The sequence below is a fragment of the Pseudomonas sp. MEJ086 genome (assembly GCF_030209025.1).
In the GTDB taxonomy this organism is placed as follows: Bacteria; Pseudomonadota; Gammaproteobacteria; order Pseudomonadales; family Pseudomonadaceae; genus Aquipseudomonas; species Aquipseudomonas fulva_A.
This window is the reverse complement of the sequence record NZ_JARVSV010000005.1, coordinates 128,810-148,392: the sequence shown is the minus strand read 5'-3', so window position 1 is coordinate 148,392 and position 19,583 is coordinate 128,810. Positions and strand designations below refer to the sequence as shown.

General features: G+C 63.8%; 16 protein-coding genes. 4 read left to right on the top strand and 12 right to left on the bottom strand.

Going from position 1 to position 19,583, the window contains the following annotated elements; all coding sequences use genetic code 11:
* Window positions 1-14: 14 nt before the first annotated feature.
* On the bottom strand, window positions 15-950 hold the full coding sequence (gene pfkB, locus QRN22_RS03315) for a 1-phosphofructokinase (RefSeq protein ID WP_042554318.1): 936 nt from the start codon (window positions 948-950) through the stop codon (window positions 15-17).
* Window positions 950-3,826: a phosphoenolpyruvate--protein phosphotransferase gene (gene ptsP / locus QRN22_RS03310; protein ID WP_042554317.1), complete on the bottom strand. Its 2,877-nt coding sequence runs from the start codon at window positions 3,824-3,826 to the stop codon at window positions 950-952. The genes pfkB and ptsP overlap by 1 nt, the downstream gene beginning before the upstream one ends.
* A gap of 151 nt (window positions 3,827-3,977) precedes the next feature.
* Between ptsP and cra the strand changes: the two genes are divergently transcribed.
* Window positions 3,978-4,967, top strand: coding sequence for a catabolite repressor/activator (gene cra / locus QRN22_RS03305; protein ID WP_042554316.1), 990 nt, complete (start codon window positions 3,978-3,980; stop codon window positions 4,965-4,967).
* On the opposite strand, the gene QRN22_RS03300 is transcribed toward cra, so the two are convergent.
* Window positions 4,957-7,014: an AsmA family protein gene (locus QRN22_RS03300; RefSeq protein ID WP_042554315.1), complete on the bottom strand. Its 2,058-nt coding sequence runs from the start codon at window positions 7,012-7,014 to the stop codon at window positions 4,957-4,959. The two genes, cra and QRN22_RS03300, sit on opposite strands and share 11 nt — an antisense overlap.
* A 147-nt stretch (window positions 7,015-7,161) precedes the next feature.
* Between QRN22_RS03300 and QRN22_RS03295 the strand changes: the two genes are divergently transcribed.
* Window positions 7,162-7,944: a TatD family hydrolase gene (locus QRN22_RS03295; protein ID WP_042554314.1), complete on the top strand. Its 783-nt coding sequence runs from the start codon at window positions 7,162-7,164 to the stop codon at window positions 7,942-7,944.
* Here QRN22_RS03295 and ampE read toward each other — a convergent pair.
* The 3 genes from ampE to QRN22_RS03280 all read right to left on the bottom strand — a co-directional run bounded on the left by ampE (window position 7,941) and on the right by QRN22_RS03280 (window position 11,782).
* A complete protein-coding gene (gene ampE, locus QRN22_RS03290; RefSeq protein ID WP_042554313.1) occupies window positions 7,941-8,777 on the bottom strand; it encodes a regulatory signaling modulator protein AmpE in 837 nt (278 codons plus the stop codon). The two genes, QRN22_RS03295 and ampE, sit on opposite strands and share 4 nt — an antisense overlap.
* A complete protein-coding gene (gene ampD, locus QRN22_RS03285; protein ID WP_042554312.1) occupies window positions 8,774-9,337 on the bottom strand; it encodes a 1,6-anhydro-N-acetylmuramyl-L-alanine amidase AmpD in 564 nt (187 codons plus the stop codon). Before ampD ends, ampE begins: the two co-directional genes overlap by 4 nt.
* A gap of 147 nt (window positions 9,338-9,484) precedes the next feature.
* Window positions 9,485-11,782, bottom strand: a complete 2,298-nt coding sequence (locus QRN22_RS03280) for a DUF1631 domain-containing protein (protein WP_042554311.1) — start codon at window positions 11,780-11,782, stop codon at window positions 9,485-9,487.
* A gap of 294 nt (window positions 11,783-12,076) precedes the next feature.
* Here QRN22_RS03280 and nadC point away from each other — a divergent pair, with 294 nt between their 5' ends.
* Window positions 12,077-12,925, top strand: coding sequence for a carboxylating nicotinate-nucleotide diphosphorylase (gene nadC, locus QRN22_RS03275; RefSeq protein WP_042554310.1), 849 nt, complete (start codon window positions 12,077-12,079; stop codon window positions 12,923-12,925).
* 50 nt (window positions 12,926-12,975) lie between these two features.
* On the opposite strand, the gene trpC is transcribed toward nadC, so the two are convergent.
* Genes trpC through QRN22_RS03260 form a run of 3 tightly spaced genes read right to left on the bottom strand, consistent with a single transcriptional unit; the run spans window position 12,976 to window position 15,448 of the window.
* Complete coding sequence (trpC, locus tag QRN22_RS03270) at window positions 12,976-13,812, bottom strand: indole-3-glycerol phosphate synthase TrpC (RefSeq protein ID WP_042554309.1); 837 nt, start codon at window positions 13,810-13,812, stop codon at window positions 12,976-12,978.
* Window positions 13,809-14,855, bottom strand: coding sequence for an anthranilate phosphoribosyltransferase (gene trpD, locus QRN22_RS03265; protein WP_042554308.1), 1,047 nt, complete (start codon window positions 14,853-14,855; stop codon window positions 13,809-13,811). The genes trpC and trpD overlap by 4 nt, the downstream gene beginning before the upstream one ends.
* The gene (locus QRN22_RS03260) at window positions 14,852-15,448 is read right to left on the bottom strand and encodes an aminodeoxychorismate/anthranilate synthase component II (RefSeq protein WP_042554307.1); all 597 of its coding nucleotides are present in this window, start codon (window positions 15,446-15,448) and stop codon (window positions 14,852-14,854) included. The genes trpD and QRN22_RS03260 overlap by 4 nt, the downstream gene beginning before the upstream one ends.
* A gap of 408 nt (window positions 15,449-15,856) precedes the next feature.
* Between QRN22_RS03260 and QRN22_RS03255 the strand changes: the two genes are divergently transcribed.
* Window positions 15,857-17,098: a GAF domain-containing sensor histidine kinase gene (locus tag QRN22_RS03255; protein WP_082045804.1), complete on the top strand. Its 1,242-nt coding sequence runs from the start codon at window positions 15,857-15,859 to the stop codon at window positions 17,096-17,098.
* A 16-nt stretch (window positions 17,099-17,114) separates the two neighbouring features.
* Here the strand turns inward: QRN22_RS03255 and QRN22_RS03250 are convergent, their stop codons facing one another.
* The 3 genes from QRN22_RS03250 to QRN22_RS03240 form a co-directional block, all read right to left on the bottom strand.
* Complete coding sequence (locus QRN22_RS03250) at window positions 17,115-17,696, bottom strand: lysis protein (protein WP_156152713.1); 582 nt, start codon at window positions 17,694-17,696, stop codon at window positions 17,115-17,117.
* A complete protein-coding gene (locus QRN22_RS03245) occupies window positions 17,693-18,232 on the bottom strand; it encodes a glycoside hydrolase family 24 protein (protein ID WP_042554304.1) in 540 nt (179 codons plus the stop codon). Before QRN22_RS03245 ends, QRN22_RS03250 begins: the two co-directional genes overlap by 4 nt.
* A 95-nt stretch (window positions 18,233-18,327) precedes the next feature.
* On the bottom strand, window positions 18,328-19,464 hold the full coding sequence (locus QRN22_RS03240) for a glycoside hydrolase family 5 protein (RefSeq protein WP_042554303.1): 1,137 nt from the start codon (window positions 19,462-19,464) through the stop codon (window positions 18,328-18,330).
* Window positions 19,465-19,583 lie beyond the last annotated feature (119 nt).

The following is a 19,583-nucleotide window of genomic DNA, read 5'->3' as shown; positions in this document are numbered from 1 at the left end:
GCAACGACCTCTTGTTATTGTTTCGACGTCACAGCCACCGCCGCTTCCAGGCGGGCGAGCTGTTGCCGATCGTGAATTCCGAATCCGATTTGCGTGACCGCCTGGGCGGCCACCGCCGTCGCCAGGCGCAGCGTGCGCTCGGCAGGCCATTCACTGAGCAGGCCGTGCAAGGTGGCGGCGAGCAGCGAGTCGCCAGCACCGACGGTGCTGACCACCTCGACCTGTGGCGGCTGCGCATGCAGCACACCATGGGGACCGAACCAGTCAGCACCCTGGGCGCCGCGCGACAGCAGCACATGCTCGATGCCGCCTTGCTGCAACTGGCGGATGGCGTCGTCCAGGCGCTCGGGAGATGCCGACGCCAGGTCGCAAGCCTCGGCCAGTTCTTCTTCATTGGGTTTGATCAGCCAGGGTCCCGCCGTCAAGCCGGCACGCAAGGCTGCACCACTGGTATCCAGCGCCAGCGGCAAGCCGAGGCTCACCAGGCGACGCAACAGCGCAGCGAACCATTCGATCGTCACACCGCGCGGCAGGCTACCAGCAACGACCACAGCGTCGTGCCCCACGGCGATCTGCTCCAGTTGCTCCAGCAGTTGCTGCTGATGCGCCGCGTCGACTTCCGGCCCGGGGCCGTTGAGATCGGTGACGCAGCCATCACGCTCGGCGAGCTTGATGTTGCTGCGGGTCTCGCCGGGCACTCGCACGAATGCGTCGATGAAACCACGACGCTGGAACAGCAGCTCGAACGGCGCGGCATTGGCCTGGCCGAGAAAACCGCTGACGGTGACCTTGTGGCCGAGATCGGCGAGGACCTGGGAGACATTGAGCCCCTTGCCCGCCGCATGACTGGTCATCCCCAGGCTACGATTGACCGCCCCGGGCTGCAGGGTATCGAGGCTGACGGTGAGATCCAGCGCCGGGTTCAGGGTCAGGGTGAGAATACGCGCCATCAGTGTGTCTCCTCGACCAGCGCACGCACCGCGGCAGCGCTGCCCAGAGTCAGGGCCTGCTGTGCCTGCACCTGGCTGTGATGAAGGTCCAGCTCGCGGACCCGCGCCTTGACCAGCGGGATGCTGCGTGCGGCGACGCTCAGCTCGTCGACGCCCAGACCGACCAACAGCGGGATGGCGAGCATGTCCGCGGCCAGCTCGCCACAGACACCGACCCACTTGCCTTCGGCGTGGGCAGCCTCGACGGTCATGCCAATCAGGCGCAGCACCGAGGGATGCAGGCCATCGGCCTGGGCCGACAGGGTGGGATGGCCGCGGTCGATGGCCAGGGTGTACTGGGTCAGGTCATTGGTGCCGATACTGAAGAAGTCCACCTCACGGGCCAGCACCGGCGCCATCAGCGCAGCGGATGGCACCTCGATCATGATGCCCAGTTGCAGATCGTCCAGCGGAATCTCCTGACGCAGCGTCTCGACCATCGCGCGCGCCGCACGCCATTCTTCGATTTGCCCGACCATCGGGAACATGATGCGCAAGGGGCGCCCATCGGCAGCCTGCAGCAAGGCGCGCAGTTGGGTTTCCATGATGTCCGGGCGTTGCAGGGTCAGACGTATGCCGCGCACACCGAGGAAGGGGTTTTCCTCCTCCGGCATCGGCCAGTAAGGCAAGGGCTTGTCACCACCGACATCCAGCGTACGCACGACCAGCGGCCGGCCTTGCAGGGCATCGAGCACACGCCGGTACTCGGCCTCCTGGGTCGCCACGTCCGGCGCCTGGGAGTGATCCATGAACACCAGCTCGGTGCGCAGCAAACCCACTGCCTCGGCGCCCAGCTCGACCGCAGCGGCAGCTTCACCACTGGCGCCGATGTTCACGGCGACCTCGACTGCATGACCATCACGGGTACGCGCCGGGTGCATACGCTCGCCATGGGCACGTTCGCGGCGCTGCTCGCTGGCCTGTTGCTCGCGCTCGGCCTGGGCCAGGGTGGCATCGTCCGGAGCGACCCAGACCTGACCACGGTCACCGTCGAGCAGCAATCGAGTGCCCTGCTGCAAGGCCAGCAGGCCTTCACCGGCACCGACCACGCTGGGAATCCCCAGGGCACGGGCGATGATCGCACTGTGCGCGGTAGCGCCACCACGAGCGGTGACGATACCGGCGACGCGTTGACGGTCGAGGCTGGCGACGTCCGAAGGGCCGACCTCGCCCATCACGAGAATGTAGGGCTCCGCGGGTTCCTGAGGCGCCTCGACACCACAGAGGTGCGCCAGCACGCGGCGGCCTACATCACGCAGATCGGCAGCGCGCTCGGCCAGCAGCGCGTCACGCAGCGACTCCTGCTGGGTCGCTGCCGCCTCGATCTCGCCGATCCACGCAGCCTGCGCACTGGCGCCCGCAGCCAGGCGGGCATCGACGTCCTCACGCAGGGCCGGATCACGCAGCATCGCCTGATGAGTGACGAAAATGTCGCGCACACTGGCTTCCTGGCTACGCTCGACCAGCCGCTGAATCTCGCCGTCGATATGCTGCAGAGCGGCATCCAGGCGCTCCCGTTCCACGCTGACGCCCCCACCTTCGGCGGGATAATCGAGGCGCGGCACACGGCGCACGAAGGCCGGGCCGCTGGCGATACCTGGTGACGCGGCGACTGCTTGCAGGCGAGTGCCGGCAGACGGCGCGCTGGGCGCCGCATCAGTTTCAGGCAAGGGCGGCGAATCGACGACCAGCTCGGCTGACTCAGGGGGTAGCGGCTCGACCTCTTCACCGAGACCGGCACGAACAGCCGCCTCGATGGCCGGCAATGCGTCGTCAGCGATCGCGGGCTCGGCGCTGAACTCCAGCACCTGACCGCGGCGGGCGCCGAGCGCCAGCAGTTTGCTCAAACTCTTGGCCGATACGCCGACCGCAGCCCCCTCGGCCAGACGTACGCGGATGTCACCATTAAAACCTTGCGCGAGCTCACTCAGCGCCTTGGCCGGACGGGCATGCAAACCATGGGCGTTGGCCAGGGTGATGCGCAGCGCTGGCCAGTCGGGAGGCAGCTCGGCGCCCAGCGCCTCAAGCACGCCACGGCTGGTGGTCGCGTGCGCCAGGGCATCACCCTGCCCGGCGATCAGCAGATCGCAGAGACGCTCGAGCACCTTGCGATGCCCCTCGCCCAGACAGGCGAGACAGAACAGTCCGGCTACCGGCTGACCAGCCTGCTGCAGCGGCCGTGCCGGGGTGACGAAGGCCAGACCCGGGCGCTCGACGCCCTGCTCGCTGCTCAGCCACCACAGCCCGTTACCCAAGGGCAACGGCTCGCCCTGAACCAGGCTGCCGGAAAAGCCGGATGCCGTGCAGCCGGCCTTCTTCAGCAGGCGGGCGCCTTGCCAGGCCAACTCGTCCAGATCTTCTGCGTTGACGCCGAGCCCAACCAACTGGCTATCGAGAGCCAACTCCTGAGGGGCGCCCTGCAGCAGGGCAAGGATGGCATCTGCATCCTGAGCCTCGCGCAACGCCTGGCTGAGGTCACCTTCGCCAAGCGCCCGGGTGAGCAGTTGCAGCAGACGCAGGTGCTCGTCGGAGCGTGCGGCAATCGCGATGGCCAGGTACACACGCTGGCCATTGCCCCAGTCCACGCCTTCGGGGTACTGGATCAGACGCATGCCGGTCTGGAACACCTGATCGCGGGTTTCCGGCGTGCCATGCGGAATGGCGATGCCCTGCCCCAGATAAGTCGAGCCCTGCCGTTCGCGGGCCTGCATGCCATCCAGATAGCCGGACGCGACCAGGCCGTCGGTGACCAGGCTGTCGGCCAGATCGGCCAGCGCCTGTTGCTTGTCCGCGGCCTGCCGGCCCATCTGGATCTGCGAAGGGTGTAGTTCGAGCATGACGTTTCTCCTCGAGCAAGACCGGCGCGGTGCACGGGCTTGGCGGACATTCTTGTTAGCTTAGTCGACTCGTTTGCTGAATCGTTTCATCTAGCGCTGGCACGTTACCTGATAATCGGTAATCCTTGAAGTCCGCCAGAGGAGACGTACCTTGAAACTGACCGACATCGCCCGCCTGGCTGGCGTATCGCTGACCACCGCCAGCTACGTGATCAATGGCCAGGCTGCCAAGCGCCGGATCAGTGCGGCGACCGTTCAGCGGGTGCTGGAAGTGGTGGAGAAGCACGACTATCGTCCCAACCCACAGGCCGCCGGCCTGCGGCGCGGGGAAAGTCGCTGCCTCGGGTTCATCCTCCCGGATCTGGAAAACCCCAGTTACGCGCGCCTGGCCAAACTGCTCGAACAACGCGCCCGAGATGCCGGTTATCAGTTGCTGATCGCCAGCTCCGATGATCGGCCGGACAGCGAGCGACAACTGCTCGAGCTGTTCCGCTCGCGCCGTTGCGACGCGCTGATCGTCGCCAGTTGCCTGCCTCAAGACGCCCCCGAATACCGTCAGCTGATCGCGGCCGGCACCCCGGTGATTGCCGTGGACCGCGCGCTGGACCCCATGCACCTGTATTCGGTCATCAGCGATGATCGTCAGGCTGGCGAGTTGCTGACCAAAAGCCTGCTACAGCCGATGCCACGCCAGGCCGCCCTGATCGGCGCCCGCCCGGAACTGCCGATCAGCCTGGCCCGCGAACAGGGCTTTCGCGACGCACTGGCGGATTTCGATGGATTGGTCAGCGTCAGTCATGGCGAGCAGTTCAGCCGTCAGTGGGGCCACCGGCAGATGCGCGAGCTGATGGCGCAGGGCACCCTGCCTGACGTACTGGTGACCACCGCCTACGTGCTGCTCGAAGGTGTGCTGGACGCACTCTACGAACACCCGGAAATGGATACCAGCCGCCTACGCCTCGGCACCTTCGGCGATGCCCAGCTACTGGACTTTCTGCCCATGCGGGTCAACGCCATCTCGCAGCAGCATGAGCGGATAGCCGACCGGGTGTTCCAACGCCTGCTCGACGCCCTGGACGGAGCCTATCAACCCGGCCTGGACGCTATCGAGCGGCACCTGAAAACCCGCTTCAACGGTTAGCTCCCTGACGCATCTGCTCCAGGAGCGGCGCGCATTCGTTGGGTTGGTCGCCGCTCGGCGCAACCAGCGCCACCAGCCCCGCAGCGGGTGCCACCAACGCGCCCAGCGCCAGCATACCGGCGCCGCGCAACACCAGCGGGCCGGCCTTCACGCCCGGTCGAGGCTCCTTGAAGGTGCCGCGCACGTACAGCGGCGAGCGCAGCGAGAAAACCCGGAAGCCCTTGGACTCCGGGGTGATGGTCAGGTCGAGCTGTTCGTTGCCGAAATTCACCGTACCGTCGATACCGATCAAAGCATTCTCGGTGTCGATCACCATCAACTCCGGCTTCAACACGCCTTGTCTGATGTTCAGGTTGGCGGCCGCGCAGTTGATCTCCACATCGTCATCACCGAACAGGCGGCCGACCACATAGTTGCCGACGTTCAACCCTGCGATCTCCATCAGGTTGCGACTGACCCGCCCATCGTTGATCAGCAGCTTGACCCGACCGTTCGAACTGCCCAGCAGGGTCGCCACTGAGTTACCGGTGCCACTGATCGTCGCATCGCCATTGAGCGCCCCCAGGCTGCTCTGCATCACTTCCACACTGGGGAACAGCTGGCGCAGACGGAAATTACGGGCGCGCAACTGCGCCTCAGCCTTGAGCGGCGTACCACGACCATCCAGACGCAGCGTGGAATCCAGTCGCCCGCCGGCCACACCGAAACGCAGGGGCTCGAGGCTGAGCATGCCTGCATTGAGCACCACGTGGGTGAACAGGTCGGTGAATGGCAGCTCCTCGCTGTGCACGATGCGCTTGCCGGTGAAACTGACGTCGGCATCCATGTCGCGCCAGCGCTCGGTCTGGAACGCCTCGACCGGCAACACCTTGTTGCCCGGCTGGACGCTGGCGGCACCACGCTCTTTCTTCTCGGCATTCGAGTCGGCACCAATCAGCGGCGCCAGATCGGCGAAACGCAGTTGATTGGAGACCAGCGTACCGGACAGCTTGGGCCGCGGCTCGCGAGCCACGAATGTGAGGTCGCCGTGAATGTCACTGTCACCGATACGCCCATTGAATTTCTCGTAGCGGAACAGAGGACCATCGGGGTCCTGCAACTGCGCGACCAGACGGCCATCAGTGGAGTAAGCCGGGGTATCCGGCAGCGTCACGCCGGTCAGGGGATAGAGATTGCCGAGGCTGGCGCCGGAGAGCCGCAGGCGCAGATCGAGCGCACCGAGGTTCTTCGGATCGGTCAACGTACCGGCGACCTGCACACGGGTGGTGCCAGCACGCACATCCGCCTGAACCGGGAACGGCTGGCGGGCATCCTGCAGCGCCAGCAGGCCGCCGATCTTGCCGTTGCCGGTCAGCGCCTGCCCCTTGTAACGCCCCTTGGCCTGCCAGGCGAAGGCGTAATCCTGGGGCGTCACGACGGCTTCGTCCCGTTGACTGGCGGTCTTGCCGACGATTTCGTCGAACGCGATGGGCTCGCCGAGCGGCTGCACCAGCAAACTCACGCTGGCCTGCAAGGTCTGATCGTCGTAACGCAGCTGTGCCTTGTCGAAACCTATGGTGCCGATGTCCATCATCCAGGGGGCAGCGGGCTCCTCGTCCGGCTGCTCCTGTTCGCCGAGATCGAAGGTCCAGTTGTCACGCCCGTCGGCGAGCCGCTCCAAGGCCGCGTCGGCGCCGGTCAGGTGAATGCGCGGGATGGATACGGTTTTCCACAACAGCGGCAACGGCGACAGACTGGCCTCGACACGCTGCAGGCTGACGAAGTGATCACCCTTGGCCCACTCGGGATTACCCAGGCTAAGCTGCTCGGCAGACACGTGCGGCCAGGGAATCCAGGCACGCAACCCCGGCTCGTCGCGCTCACGCTGCCAGGTCACCGCCAGGTTGCCTTCGATGGCGAAGGGGCGGTTGAGTGCTTCGGACACTCGCGAATTGATCGTTGGCTTGAGCAGATTCCAGTCAAACAGCACCAGAAACAACATCAGCGCTGCGATCAACAACAACAGGCTGGCCAGGCACCAGCCAAGTATCTTGCGAAGACGCATCATGCGGCCGCCCTTTGCTTTCGGCGATCCCCACAACCGCCGTCCCTGTGAGGTTCGACTGGCCAACGGCGTGAATGACTCACAGAATGTTGCAGCCGCTGTGTATGCAAACCCTGTTCAATCCTCTGTTCACCTGCCCGGCAGAACGCTATGCAACTGATCGACACCCACACCCATCTCGACTTTCCCGACTTCGACGACGACCGCAACGAGGTACTGGCGCAGGCTCGCACGCTCGGCGTCGAGCGGCTGGTGGTACTGGGCGTAGAGCATGGCAACTGGCAACGCCTGTGGGATCAGGTGCAGCAACATGAGGGGCTGTACGCGGCTTTCGGCCTGCATCCGGTCTATCTGAACCAGCACCGTGCCGAGGATCTTCAGTCATTGCAGGACTGGCTGCAGCGCTTGCACGGCCATGAAAAGCTCTGCGCCATCGGCGAGTTCGGCCTGGATTACTACCTGGAGGATCTGGACCGTGATCGCCAACAGTCACTCTTCGAGGCGCAACTGGTTCTGGCCGCGCGCTTCGAGCTGCCTGTACTGCTGCACGTGCGTCGTGCCCATGCGCCGGTGATCGCCGCCTTGAAGCGCTTCAGATTGCCCCGTGCCGGGATCATCCACGCCTTCGCCGGCAGCTACGAGGAAGCCAGGGAGTACCTGAAGCTGGGTTTCAAGCTCGGCCTGGGCGGAGCGCCGACCTGGCCCCAGGCCAACCGCCTGCGCCAGGTGATCGCGCGGCTGCCGCTGGATGCCATCGTGCTCGAGACCGACTCACCGGACATGGCGCCGGCCATGCACCCGAACCGACGCAACAGTCCCGCTCACCTGCCGGACATCTGCCGTGAACTGGCGCCGCTGCTCGGGGTTGGCCCGGAGGCGCTGGCGGCGGCCAGCAGCCGCAACGCCATGCAACTGTTCGGCTGGCAGCCTTAGAACAGTAGTGTCCACAGGGCGATTGCAGCGAACCAGAGGATTGCCGTGCGCACCAGTAATTGCCACAGGCTATCCAGGGTTGCCACACCGGCTTCGCCCAATAGCGGCTCTGGCGTTTCGGCGGCAGCGCGAGCGGCCCCGGAAGCCAGCTGGGCAGCCGAGATATCCCAGCTCAGGGCTTCATGGAGCAGAGCACGGCTCACGGCGATGAAATTGCCGACCAGCGCGAAGCTGGCAGCCAGCACACGCACCGGCAGCCAGTCGAAGGCATGCCGCAACTGTGCCGCACGCTCACGCAGGGCATCGGACTGAGCATGCTCGACGAGCAACGCCAGCAACCGATAAGCCAGCGCAGCCAAAGGCCCTAGCAGGACATACCAGAAGATCACCGCAAAAAAGCTCTGGTACGCCTGCCAGACCATGAACGTCTGCACGTTGGGCAGCAGCGTGGCTTCGCCCTCGCCGTCGACCCCCAGATCACGCTGCGCGACCAGGTAGGCCGCCTCGCCATCGCCGCGCCGCCAGCTGTCACGAAAAGGCCCTAGAGCGGCCAGCAGGTCGCCACGGCCAAGGCTGTAGAGCACCACCAGCAGGTGCACGGGCAGCAGCAGCCAGCCGTAGGCCAGTGGCGCCAGCAGCGTGAGGACCAGCGCGACGACAAGCAGCGGGACACCGACCAGCAGCACGATCGCCAGCCACGGCGAATCGCTGCTGGTGCCGCTGCGCTCCAGGCGCCCGAGGGCGCGCAGCCAAGGCTCGTCGTGCTGAACACGTTGGCGCCATGACGAAAACTTTTCGATCCACAGCACCAGCAGCAACACCAGGAAACTCATGATGCCTCCTTATCAGTCATCAATGCGCGGCGCAGCCGTGCCCAATCGAATGCAGGGCCCGGATCGGTCTTGCGTCCAGGCGCGATATCGCTGTGCCCGCAGATACGCTCGACGGTGATCGCCGGGTACGCGCTCTGCAGCACGCGGGTCAGTTCCGTCAGCACAGCGTACTGCGCATCCGTGAACGGCAGGTGATCGGTTCCTTCGAGCTCGATCCCCACGGAGAAATCGTTGCAGTTTTCCCGGCCATCGAAACAGGAGACGCCGGCGTGCCAGGCACGATCCAGGCACGACACGAACTGGACGAGGGTACCGTCACGCTCGATCAGAAAGTGGGCTGACACCGTCATGCTGGCGATGCCCGCGAAGTACGGATGGGCATCGGCTTGCAGGCAATTGCTGAAGAACGCCTGCACCTGCCCGGTGCCGAACTGGCCAGGCGGCAAGCTGATGTTATGAATCACCAACAGGGAAATCTCAGCCTGCGGGCGCTCATTGAAATTGGGCGAAGGACAGTGCTGAATCCCTTGATACCAGCCGTCTTCGAGTTGCTTGTGCATACGTGCTCCCCGAACGAGCGCACACTCTAGGGGCTGTTAACGTTGCAGCGCAAGTTAAGGAGGATCGGACGCCAGAAACGACTCGCGGCCTGACAAGGCCGCGAGAGGGAGATCCGCGCTGGGAACGCGAAAAACGATGCGCCAGGGTCAGGCGTTCTTGAGTCGGCGCAAGTTGCCGATCACCGATTCAAGAGCCCGGTCGAACAACAGTGCATCATCCAGCAGGCGCACGGCATTGCGGCGGAACTCGACAGCCAGGCCCATGCGGGATTTCTCGAGCACCTTCATACCGGTCCGGTTGACGAAGATGTACTTGCCGGTCGGCTTGATGATCGCCGCCAGCTTGCAGCGAACCTTGTGCTCTTCGTCTTCCTGAAACTCGACCCAGCTGCCGACACGCAGCGCATCGACATGCAGCAGCGCCTCGTCATCGTCGGCAAGCATCGGCTCTTCTTCCTCGACACGAGTTTGCCCCGGCGCCAGCAACACGATCTCTTCGACCACCTCGACCATGGCCGACACGCCCTCTTCGCTCTCGGGCGGCAGTTCCAGCAGAGGCAACTCGATGCCAACGGCGGAGAGTGCGGTGCGCTGCACGTCATCGGATTCGGTTGGCGCACTGCGCTCGACATCCGGCATGGCCCGCTTGAATCGCTGGAAAGCCTGTACGTGCAGCGCTTCGAGCTGACCGAAGAACTCACTGGTAGAGAAAGGATCGAACGCCGCACTGGCCATCCCTTCACGCAACGCCTTGAGCAAGCCGGGCACCAGCTCGAGCAAACGCAGGCGCGCTTCCGGATTCTCGTGGGGCTCCACGCTCCAGATCAGGTCGTCCATGGTGGCCAGGGACGCATGCCATTGCTCGGAGTCGGTGCCGTGCTTGAGGCAGGTCAGCATCATCACCTTGCTCCAGGCCTCACGCAGCAGACGCACCACCACTTCTGGCAGCGTCTTGCCCAACAGCCGCTCGTTCAGCGCGTGCTCGACCTCGCGACGCGCCAGCTCGGCACGGGCGCTGCCTTCTTCGGCATCACGGGTACGCTGCTCGAGCAGCTCGCTACGGCGACGCTCGTCACCGGTAAAGGCGAGGAAGTCGGCCAGCAGTTCGGAGAAGATCGCAGGATCATCGGTAAAGTCGTTGAGCAGCCGCTGCACGACCTGTTCGATCTTCTGATAAAGGCTGTCACGCTGGCTGTGGTCGTGCTCACCCCAGCCGAGGGCGGCAGTGGCGATTTCGTTGAGCAGGCGGCGCGCCGGATGGCTGCCGCGACTGAAGAACGTCTTGTCGAGGACAGCGACCTTGAGCATGGGGATCTGCAGGCGCGCGATCAGCGCTTTCAGCGAATCCGGCAGGCTGCGGTCATCGAGGATGAATTCGAAGAGCATCGACACCAGGTTGATGACGTCTTCATCGACCTCGCCGACTACTCGCACGCGGCCACTCTTGGCACTGGCGCGAGTCAACAGATGCTCGAGCTGAGCACGCAGATCGACATCCATCGGGGCCTGGATCGGCGCGCGCTGTTGCATGTGCGACAGCAGGCGCATCAAGTCGTTGGTGGAGATCGGCATGGCATTGGCCGGGGCCTGACGACGCACCGAAACGCTCTCCCGGGACTGCGACAGCAATTCCTGCAATGCACTGAAAACTTCACGCACTTCGTCGTCGCCATAACCGGCGCAGGACAGGTCGACGCTTTCCGCCTGGTCGTGGCGGCTCGGTCGATTATGGCTGGCGGCACGACGAGGCGGCGCGGACTTCAACTCGGGCAATACGCCTGCCTCGACCAGAATGCCGTTTGCATCGCCATAGAGCTGCTCCAGACCACTGAGCACGTACTTCTCGAACAGTTTGAGGATGATCAGCTTGACCTTGATCTCGACACCCAGCCCGCTGCACGAATCGAGGAACAGCTCGCTGAGCGAAACCGGTCCGAGGGGGTTGGACTTGTCGTCGAGCTTCTTGCTGACGACCGCATTGAGGCGCGTGGTGAGGTGAGTGAGGGCGACGTGGTCGCGGCTCAATACCTTGGCGATCATCGAATCCAGCGCGACGGTTTCTTCCAGCTCATCGTTCTGTACGAGTGACAGGCTGTCGAAAGACACCGTGTCGAGTGACGGCGGCTTGCCGACCACATACTGATTCAAGCTGGCGAAGGACTCGAAAACCTTCTGCAGAAAGCCACGCTCGATACCTTTGCGCTTGAGGCGCAGGTCACGCATGGCTTCGAAGAACGCATTCTGTTCGGCGTTGCTGGTGGCGCGGTCCGCCATGTCGAACAGGGTGTCATCGGCATTGTCGAACAACGCCTGCAGGGCCTGCTTGAGCTGCGTGGCAGCCCGATCACGGACCTGAAGAAGAGACGCAGGTAGCCTGCCGGCAGCGGGGTGAGCCGTTTCAGAAACCATTTTGTTCAGATGCACTACGTTGGCATCGGTTTTCATCACGATCTCCTGCGCACTGCGCTGGCGGAGCAAGCTCAAACAGAAATGCGAGCGCCATATTAACGTCAACGATATGACGCCAATACATCCGAATTAAAACATTATAGGAATGCTGCAGGAGATACCAAGGCAAATTCCTGCAGATATGACCTGCGTCACAGGTACCCGGGACGCAGTCGTCACCAGGCTCGCGCATGTGACCGGGTGTGACCGCCAGGGTTCATTTTCAGCCGATGAACGCAACACTCACCGAGACTGCCTCTATAATCCCCGCCTCAGCCAATCGGAGGCCCCATGCCGAACCTACTGCTCACCGAGCTCCGCGCCGAAATCGAGGCCAATGTCCGCCGCAGTTTGCGCGAGGACATCGGCAGTGGCGACATCACCGCTCAACTGATCCCCGAATCACGCCTGGCCCATGCCACGGTGATCACTCGGGAAGATGCGGTGATTTGCGGCACCGCCTGGGTGGATGAGGTATTTCGTCAGCTCGACCCGCGCGTTGCGGTGCACTGGCAGGTGCAGGACGGCCAACGGGCAACGCCGAACCAGGCGCTGTTTCATCTCGAGGGTCCGGCGCGCGCCCTGCTCAGCGGCGAACGCAGTGCGCTGAACTTCCTGCAAACCCTGTCGGCCGTGGCGACCCGCTGCCAGCACTACGCCGAACGGGTGCAGGGTACCGACGTGAAGCTGCTCGATACCCGCAAGACCCTGCCCGGGCTGCGCCTGGCGCAGAAGTATGCAGTGACCCAGGGCGGTTGCCACAACCACCGAATTGGCCTGTTCGACGCCTTCCTTATAAAGGAGAACCACATCGCCGCGTGCGGAGGCATCGATGCCGCAGTGGCTGCCGCACGCAAGATCGCCCCCGGCAAACCGGTCGAAGTGGAAGTGGAAAGCCTGGAAGAGCTCGAACAGGCCCTGGCTGCCGGCGCCGACATCGTCATGCTCGATGAGCTGTCGCTCGAGGACATGCGCCGCGCGGTGACCATCAATGCCGGTCGCGCCAAGCTCGAGGCTTCTGGCGGCGTGAACGAGACCACCTTGCGCAGCATTGCCGAGACCGGCGTGGATTACATATCGATCGGTACCCTGACCAAGGACGTCAAGGCAGTGGACCTGTCGATGCGCCTGTCGCTTTGAGCCGATCCTGAATACGACAACGGCGCCCGAGGGCGCCGTTGTCGTATTCGTCAGTCCACGTCAGGGCTGACGATCAGTCGCTTGCGCTCGGGAAAGAACAGGCGCTCCAGTTCGGCGCCCGGATTGTCCGCACGCATGAACGCTTCACCGACCAGGAACGCATACACGTCGCTGATTTCCATCAGCTCCACGTCGGCACGATTGAGGATGCCACTTTCGGTCACCACCAGGCGGTCGCGGGGAATGCGCGGCAGCAGATCCAGGGTGGTTTCCAGGTTGACCTCGAAGGTGTGCAGGTTACGGTTGTTGACGCCGACCAGCGGCGTGTCCAGCACGTTGAGCGCACGCTCCAGCTCATCGCCGTCATGCACCTCCACCAATACGTCGAGATCGAAGGCCTTGGCCGTTGCCGCCAGTTCGCCCATCTGCGCATCGGACAGTGCCGAGACGATCAGCAGCACGCAGTCGGCACCCAAGGCCCGCGCCTCGACGACCTGGTATGGATCGATCATGAAATCCTTGCGGATCACCGGCAGGGAGCAGGCACTACGCCCTTCCTGCAGGTAGCGGTCAGCGCCCTGAAAGAAGTCGATATCGGTCAGGATCGACAGACAGGTCGCACCGCCATCCTGATAGCTCAGGGCTATTTCCGCCGGAACGAAGTTCTCGCGCAGCACACCCTTGCTCGGCGATGCTTTCTTGATCTCGGCGATCACCGCCGGCTGCTTGCTCCTGGCCTTTTCGATCAACGCAGAGGCAAAGCCACGTGGCGCATCGGCCGCGCGTGCTTCGCGCTCGACTTCGGCCAGGCTGACGATCGCACGTCGGGCCGCGACCTCCTCGGCTTTGCGGGCGAGGATCTTTTCCAGAACGGTGGGAATGCTCACCCTTCATTCTCCTGTTTGAATACCGCGGTAAAGGATACCAACTCTTCCATCTTTTCCCGGGCGAGGCCGGTGTGCAGCGCGTCATGAGCCAGGCTCATGCCATCGCTCAGGTTGTCGGCATGGTCCGCGGCATAGAGCGCAGCGCCAGCATTGAGCACGATGATGTCGGCAGCCTTCTGGCCGACCTCGCTCTTGCGGCGGCCCAGCGCATCACGGATCAGCTCCAACGACTGCCCGGCGCCGTCGACGGTCAGGCCGATCAGACTCTGACTCTTGATGCCAAAGTCCTCGGGCTGGATGCGGTACTCGCTGACCACGCCGTTCTTCAGTTCGGCAACGAAGGTCGGCGCGGCCAGGCTGATCTCATCGAGACCATCCTGGGCATGCACCACCAGCACGTGCTGGCTGCCGAGGCGCTGCAGCACCTCCGCCATGGGCCGGCACAGCGCCTGGCTGAATACGCCCACCACCTGGTGTTTGGCGCCAGCCGGGTTGGTCATCGGGCCAAGCATGTTGAACAGCGTACGCAGACCCAGCTCACGACGCGGGCCGATGGCGTGCTTCATCGCGCCATGATGGGACGGCGCGAACATGAAGCCGACACCGACGGTCTCGACGCAGCGCGCCACCTGTACCGGCGTGAGGCCCAAATAGATGCCAGCCGCCTCGAGCAGATCGGCACTGCCGCTTTTGCCCGACACCGCCCGGTTGCCGTGCTTGGCCACCTTGCCACCGGCCGCGGCGACGACGAAGGCCGCAGCGGTGGAGACGTTGAAGATATTCATGCCGTCGCCACCGGTACCGCAGGTATCGACCAGCCGTTCGGCAGCGATCTCCACCGGCGCGGCCAATTCTCGCATCACGCTGGCGGCACCGACGATCTCATCGATGGTCTCGCTCTTCATGCGCATGCCCATGAGAAAGGCGCCGATCTGCGCGTCGGTGCACTGCCCCGTCATGATCTCGCGCATCACGTCGCGCATTTCCTCGGTGGACAGGTCCAACTGGGTGACGATGCGGTTGAGGGCTTCCTTGATGTTCATGCGCGCACGCCTCCGGTCTGCTTGAGGAAGTTGGCGAACAGTTCGTGGCCCTGCTCGGTAAGAATCGACTCGGGGTGAAACTGCACGCCCTCGACGTTCAGGGTCTTGTGGCGCAGGCCCATGATCTCGTCGACGGAGCCATCTTCATTGGCAGTCCAGGCGGTGATTTCCAGGCACTCCGGCAGGCTGTCACGCTTGACCACCAAGGAGTGATAGCGGGTCACGGTGAGCGGATTGTTGAGGCCGGCGAACACGCCTTTGTCTTCATGAAAAACCGGGCTGGTCTTGCCATGCATCACCTGACGGGCGCGCACCACATCGCCGCCATAAGCCTGGCCGATGCTCTGATGACCCAGGCAGACACCGAGGATCGGCAGCTTGCCGGCGAAATGCAAAATCGCCTCGATGGACACCCCGGCTTCGGTGGGCGTGCACGGGCCTGGGGAGACGACGATACGCTCGGGCTGCAGCGCCTCGATCTGGGCGACGGTCAGCTCGTCGTTGCGAATGACGTGGACATCGGCACCCAGCTCGCCCAGGTACTGCACCACGTTGTAGGTAAAGGAATCGTAGTTGTCGATCATCAGCAGCATTTTAGATTTAACCCTTTGATTTACTGCTCTTCAGCCAATCGCCCTGTTTTCCACGCCCTCATTGGTACCCGCATCATCGATGCTGGGAACACGGATCGTAGGGGGCTGGAGCAAGGCAGAGAGAATCATCCGGCATGGCCGGAGAAAAAGATCAGGCGCGCCAACGCCAACGGGCGTGGGCTTTGATGACTCGCATCAGAAGGGTGCTGCTGGCATTCACGGGGAAGGTCTCGCGTTTATCTGCCCGCACAGTAGCCCACAGCGCTAACGCGCGCAATATCACACTGCCGGATCGCGGATCGATCAGCGCCAGTGGCTCTTCGCGCGCGCCCTTGCGCCACTGTAAAGTTCGGTGAGCGGTGAAACCGACTGCTGTACCCTGTGTTCTTTGCAATCGGAACGGCCAAGATGTCGACGATCAATTTTGGCCCCGACCTTCGTGCCGTCGCGAAGATCGAGGCGATTCCGATGATCCTGCGCATGGTCAAGCACGTGACCGGGCTACGATTCGCTGCCGTCGCGCGGGTCACCGACAAACAGTGGATCACCTGCGCGGTCGACGACTCGATCGAGTTCGGGCTCAAGCCCGGCGACGAGCTCGCACTGGAAACGACCATCTGCGACGAGATCCGGCAACACCGTACGCCGGTGCTGTTCGGTCACGCCAGTGAACACCCGGTGTTCTCCCGGCACCACACGCCAAGGCTCTATGGCCTGCAAAGCTACGTGTCGATCCCGATCGTCCGGGGCAACGGCGAGTTCTTCGGTACGCTGTGCGCGATCGACCCGGCTCCGGCTGATCTCGATACGCCGGTGATTACCGAAACGCTCACGCTCTTCGCCCAACTGATCGCCGCCAACCTGGACATGCAGGCCTCCGTGGAGCAAAGCCAGCGAGAACTCGAGGTCGAGAGGGAGACCGGGCATCTGCGTGAACAGTTGATCGCGGTACTCGGCCACGACCTGCGTACGCCATTGAGCGCGGTCAGGATGGGGGCCGACCTGCTCGAATCCAAACTGCTGGACCGCCCCGAGCGCCGACTGGCCACGGCGATTCAAAGCAGTGCCAGACGCATGGGCTCACTGATCGAGAACATCCTCGACTTCGCGCGCGGTCGGCTGGGCAGCGGCATTCCCGTCGAACACCGAGTGGTCGGCAACCTGCAGGCCGATTTCGACCGTGTCATCAGCGAAATTGCAGAAGCCTACCCAACCGCGGTCATCGAGCGGTCGGTGAGTGTGCCGCAGGCGAACCTGTGCGACCCGGTCCGGCTCTGCCAACTGCTATCCAATCTGCTGGCCAACGCTGTCACCCATGGCCGCCACGGCACCACGATCAAGGTGGGTGTCAGCGTGGAAGACGAGCATCTGGTGCTCAGTGTGTGGAATCAGGGCGTGCCGATCGAGCCGCAGCTGATGCCAAAGCTGTTTCAGCCTTATACCCGCTCGGAAGTGGGCCAGCGTGAGGGGCTGGGCCTGGGGCTCTATATCGCGTCGGAAATCGTCAGAGGGCACAACGGCACGATCTGCGTCGTTTCCAATGAAACAGACGGTACATCCTTCACCGCCCGGCTGCCGACCCTGAGCACCGACGCTCAGCGGACGCCGCATGCCAGGGCCGAGCCGCCGGCAACGGATACCCATCCCTAGCAGGCGGCCGGTCGAGCTAGGGCGACAGGCTTATCGTCCGTGCATAGGCCTGGCACATCCCTAAGGCGATGATCGCCCGATCTCCTCGTTCGACGATGCCGACAATTCGTTGAGCAGATCCTGCGTCAATGTCGGCTCGGCGGGCTCCATCCACCAGGCGTCCGGCACTGGCGGTGGAAGACACTGCGCCACCACCGGCATCGCTGGCACCTGGGCTGGCGACCAGGACTGACAACCGTAACTCAGCAGTAGCGAGACGATCACGCAGGCGGGCAGCAGTTTTTTCAGCATCGGTAAGTCTCCTGTGTTGGTTCTGGGATGCGGCCTGCAGCTGCTGTTCCAGCGTCAGACGTTTTTCATTCGCACGCCGCGCCTCACCGGCTGCGGCGCTCTGCGCCATGGCCAGCGTGTCGGCATGCAGCTTGTCGCGCACGGCAATCTGCTGTTCGAGCTCGCGACCCTGCTCGGCCATCCGCTCGCCCAGCCTCCAGCCCTGGGCGAGCCAGCCAAGGCCGGCGGCGCCGACCAGCAGCGTCACAGCCAGGCTTGCGCCTGCTAGCACGCGGTACTTGAGCGGGATGAGCGATAGCCAGCTCATGCCGCCACCTGCCCGCCGCATGCGCTGTACCTGGCCAACAAGTCGGGCTTGTCACAGGCTTGAGCAGCGCGTTCCTCTTCGTAGTTGCACAACAGTGCGCTCAGTTCATGTTCGCGCTGGCCATAGCCAGCCCCAGGCAGACTGGCCCAGATCGGTGCGGCAGCCGTGATGGCCTGTTCGATCTCCCCCTCGCGAATGAGCCCGAGCGCACCGCACTCATCCAGCAGCTTCACTGCGGCCAGATCCTGCGCCGCGGGCGTGAAGCGGCCGCGGAAGTGGTAGAGGCTGACGAGCGAGTCCCAGGTACGGGCCAGGAACTGGTAGCGCCCGGCCGCCGTGGACTTGATGCCGTAGCGCGGCAGGTCGATCAGCTTTCGCGGATGCGCGCTGTAGTCGCTGAACAGCGTGCCGCCGACAAGGACGTTGTAGCCATCGTCACTGTGATCGATGGTCGAGGTGCCTTCGCTCCAGGCGAGCATGTCGAGAAAGGCGAGCACATTGGTGCCGCCCGCCTGGGCAGCGGTGATACGGGCCATGAGAATTCTCCTATCAGGAATGGCCCGCCGAAGCGGGCCATGTCAGGCTGTGTGAAAACTACTGCGCTCGGTCACACGGCCTGATGTCGATGGGTTTAACGGGGCCCGTAGGCCGTGGTGGTGTTGCCGATACGCGCCATCAGCGAGCGCGTGTTCGGCTTCAGGGTGCCGTCGTTGCGGTCCATGCCATTGGGCGCATCGTCGTCGTCACCAGGGCCGGCCAACCACTGGAAGCGCAAGATATGGTTGGCATCGAAGTACTTGTGCAGCTCGGTGAAGTAGGTACGCATACCGGGCACGTGATCCGGCCCCCCGAACTCGCCAGCGATACCCCGCTTGCCATTGGCCTTGAGCCAGTCGACGTAGGGGCGCCAGTCCGCCACACGATCGCGGTAGCTGACCGACTCGCTGGCCACCGTCCACTTGCCGCCGCCCCCACCTTCCTTGTCCGGATACTGGTGCGCCTCGTAAAGCAGGCGATCAGCAGGATCAGTGAGGTTCTTGAGCGCGTCGGAACGAGCCGGCCAGTGCAGTGCCGTACTGAAGGCATTGCCCGCCACGGTGATGAAATGCTGCGAGTCCTCGGTACGAACAGCGTTGATGAGACGCTGCGCATTGGCAGTCCACAGGGCTTCGACGTTCACACCGCCATCGGCCTTGGTACCGGCATTGTGGGGCTCGTTCATCAGCCCATAGCCGAGCACGCCGGGCTCGTCCTTGAACTTCTGCACGATGGCCGTCCAGATGCGCGCCAGCAGTGGGTAATCGACGGGACAATCGGGGGCGCCAATCGCCGTCCACAAGGCGTATCCGCCGCCGAAGGACTGCACGGTGCGGCCGGCCACCGGGCCAGAGGCGCGGACATACCAGCGGGCGTAGTTGTGCATGTCGAGCAGGCAATAGCCGCCCCAACTGTGCACATGGCGGATGGCCTTGCGGATCTCCTCGACGTAACCCTGGCGCAAGCTGAAACCGCCTGCGCCATCGAGAATGGCGATGCGCTCACCGGCGAACGGCAAGCGCGCGGCGAATGGCTTGCCGTTCAGGCCGCCCGCATAGGACTTGATGTAGTCGGGTTGATGGCCTCGAGGCGCGATGGTGCGGTAGTGCGTATCGAGCGATGCAGTGGTGATGGCGTCCACATAGGGGTTGTTACCCAACCCCGCAGCGTTGAAACCGATAAGCGGAAACTCACCGGCTGCGGCCATCTGGTCAAAGGTTTTAATGCTCATGGTATTTCCTCCAGACGAAAAAAAGCCCGCATTGCCGCGGGCCTTGATGAAGTGCAACGTTTGAGTGAAAGGGCCAGCCAGCGGCCCCAAGGGTCATGGCACCTGATCGCAGGCAGGCT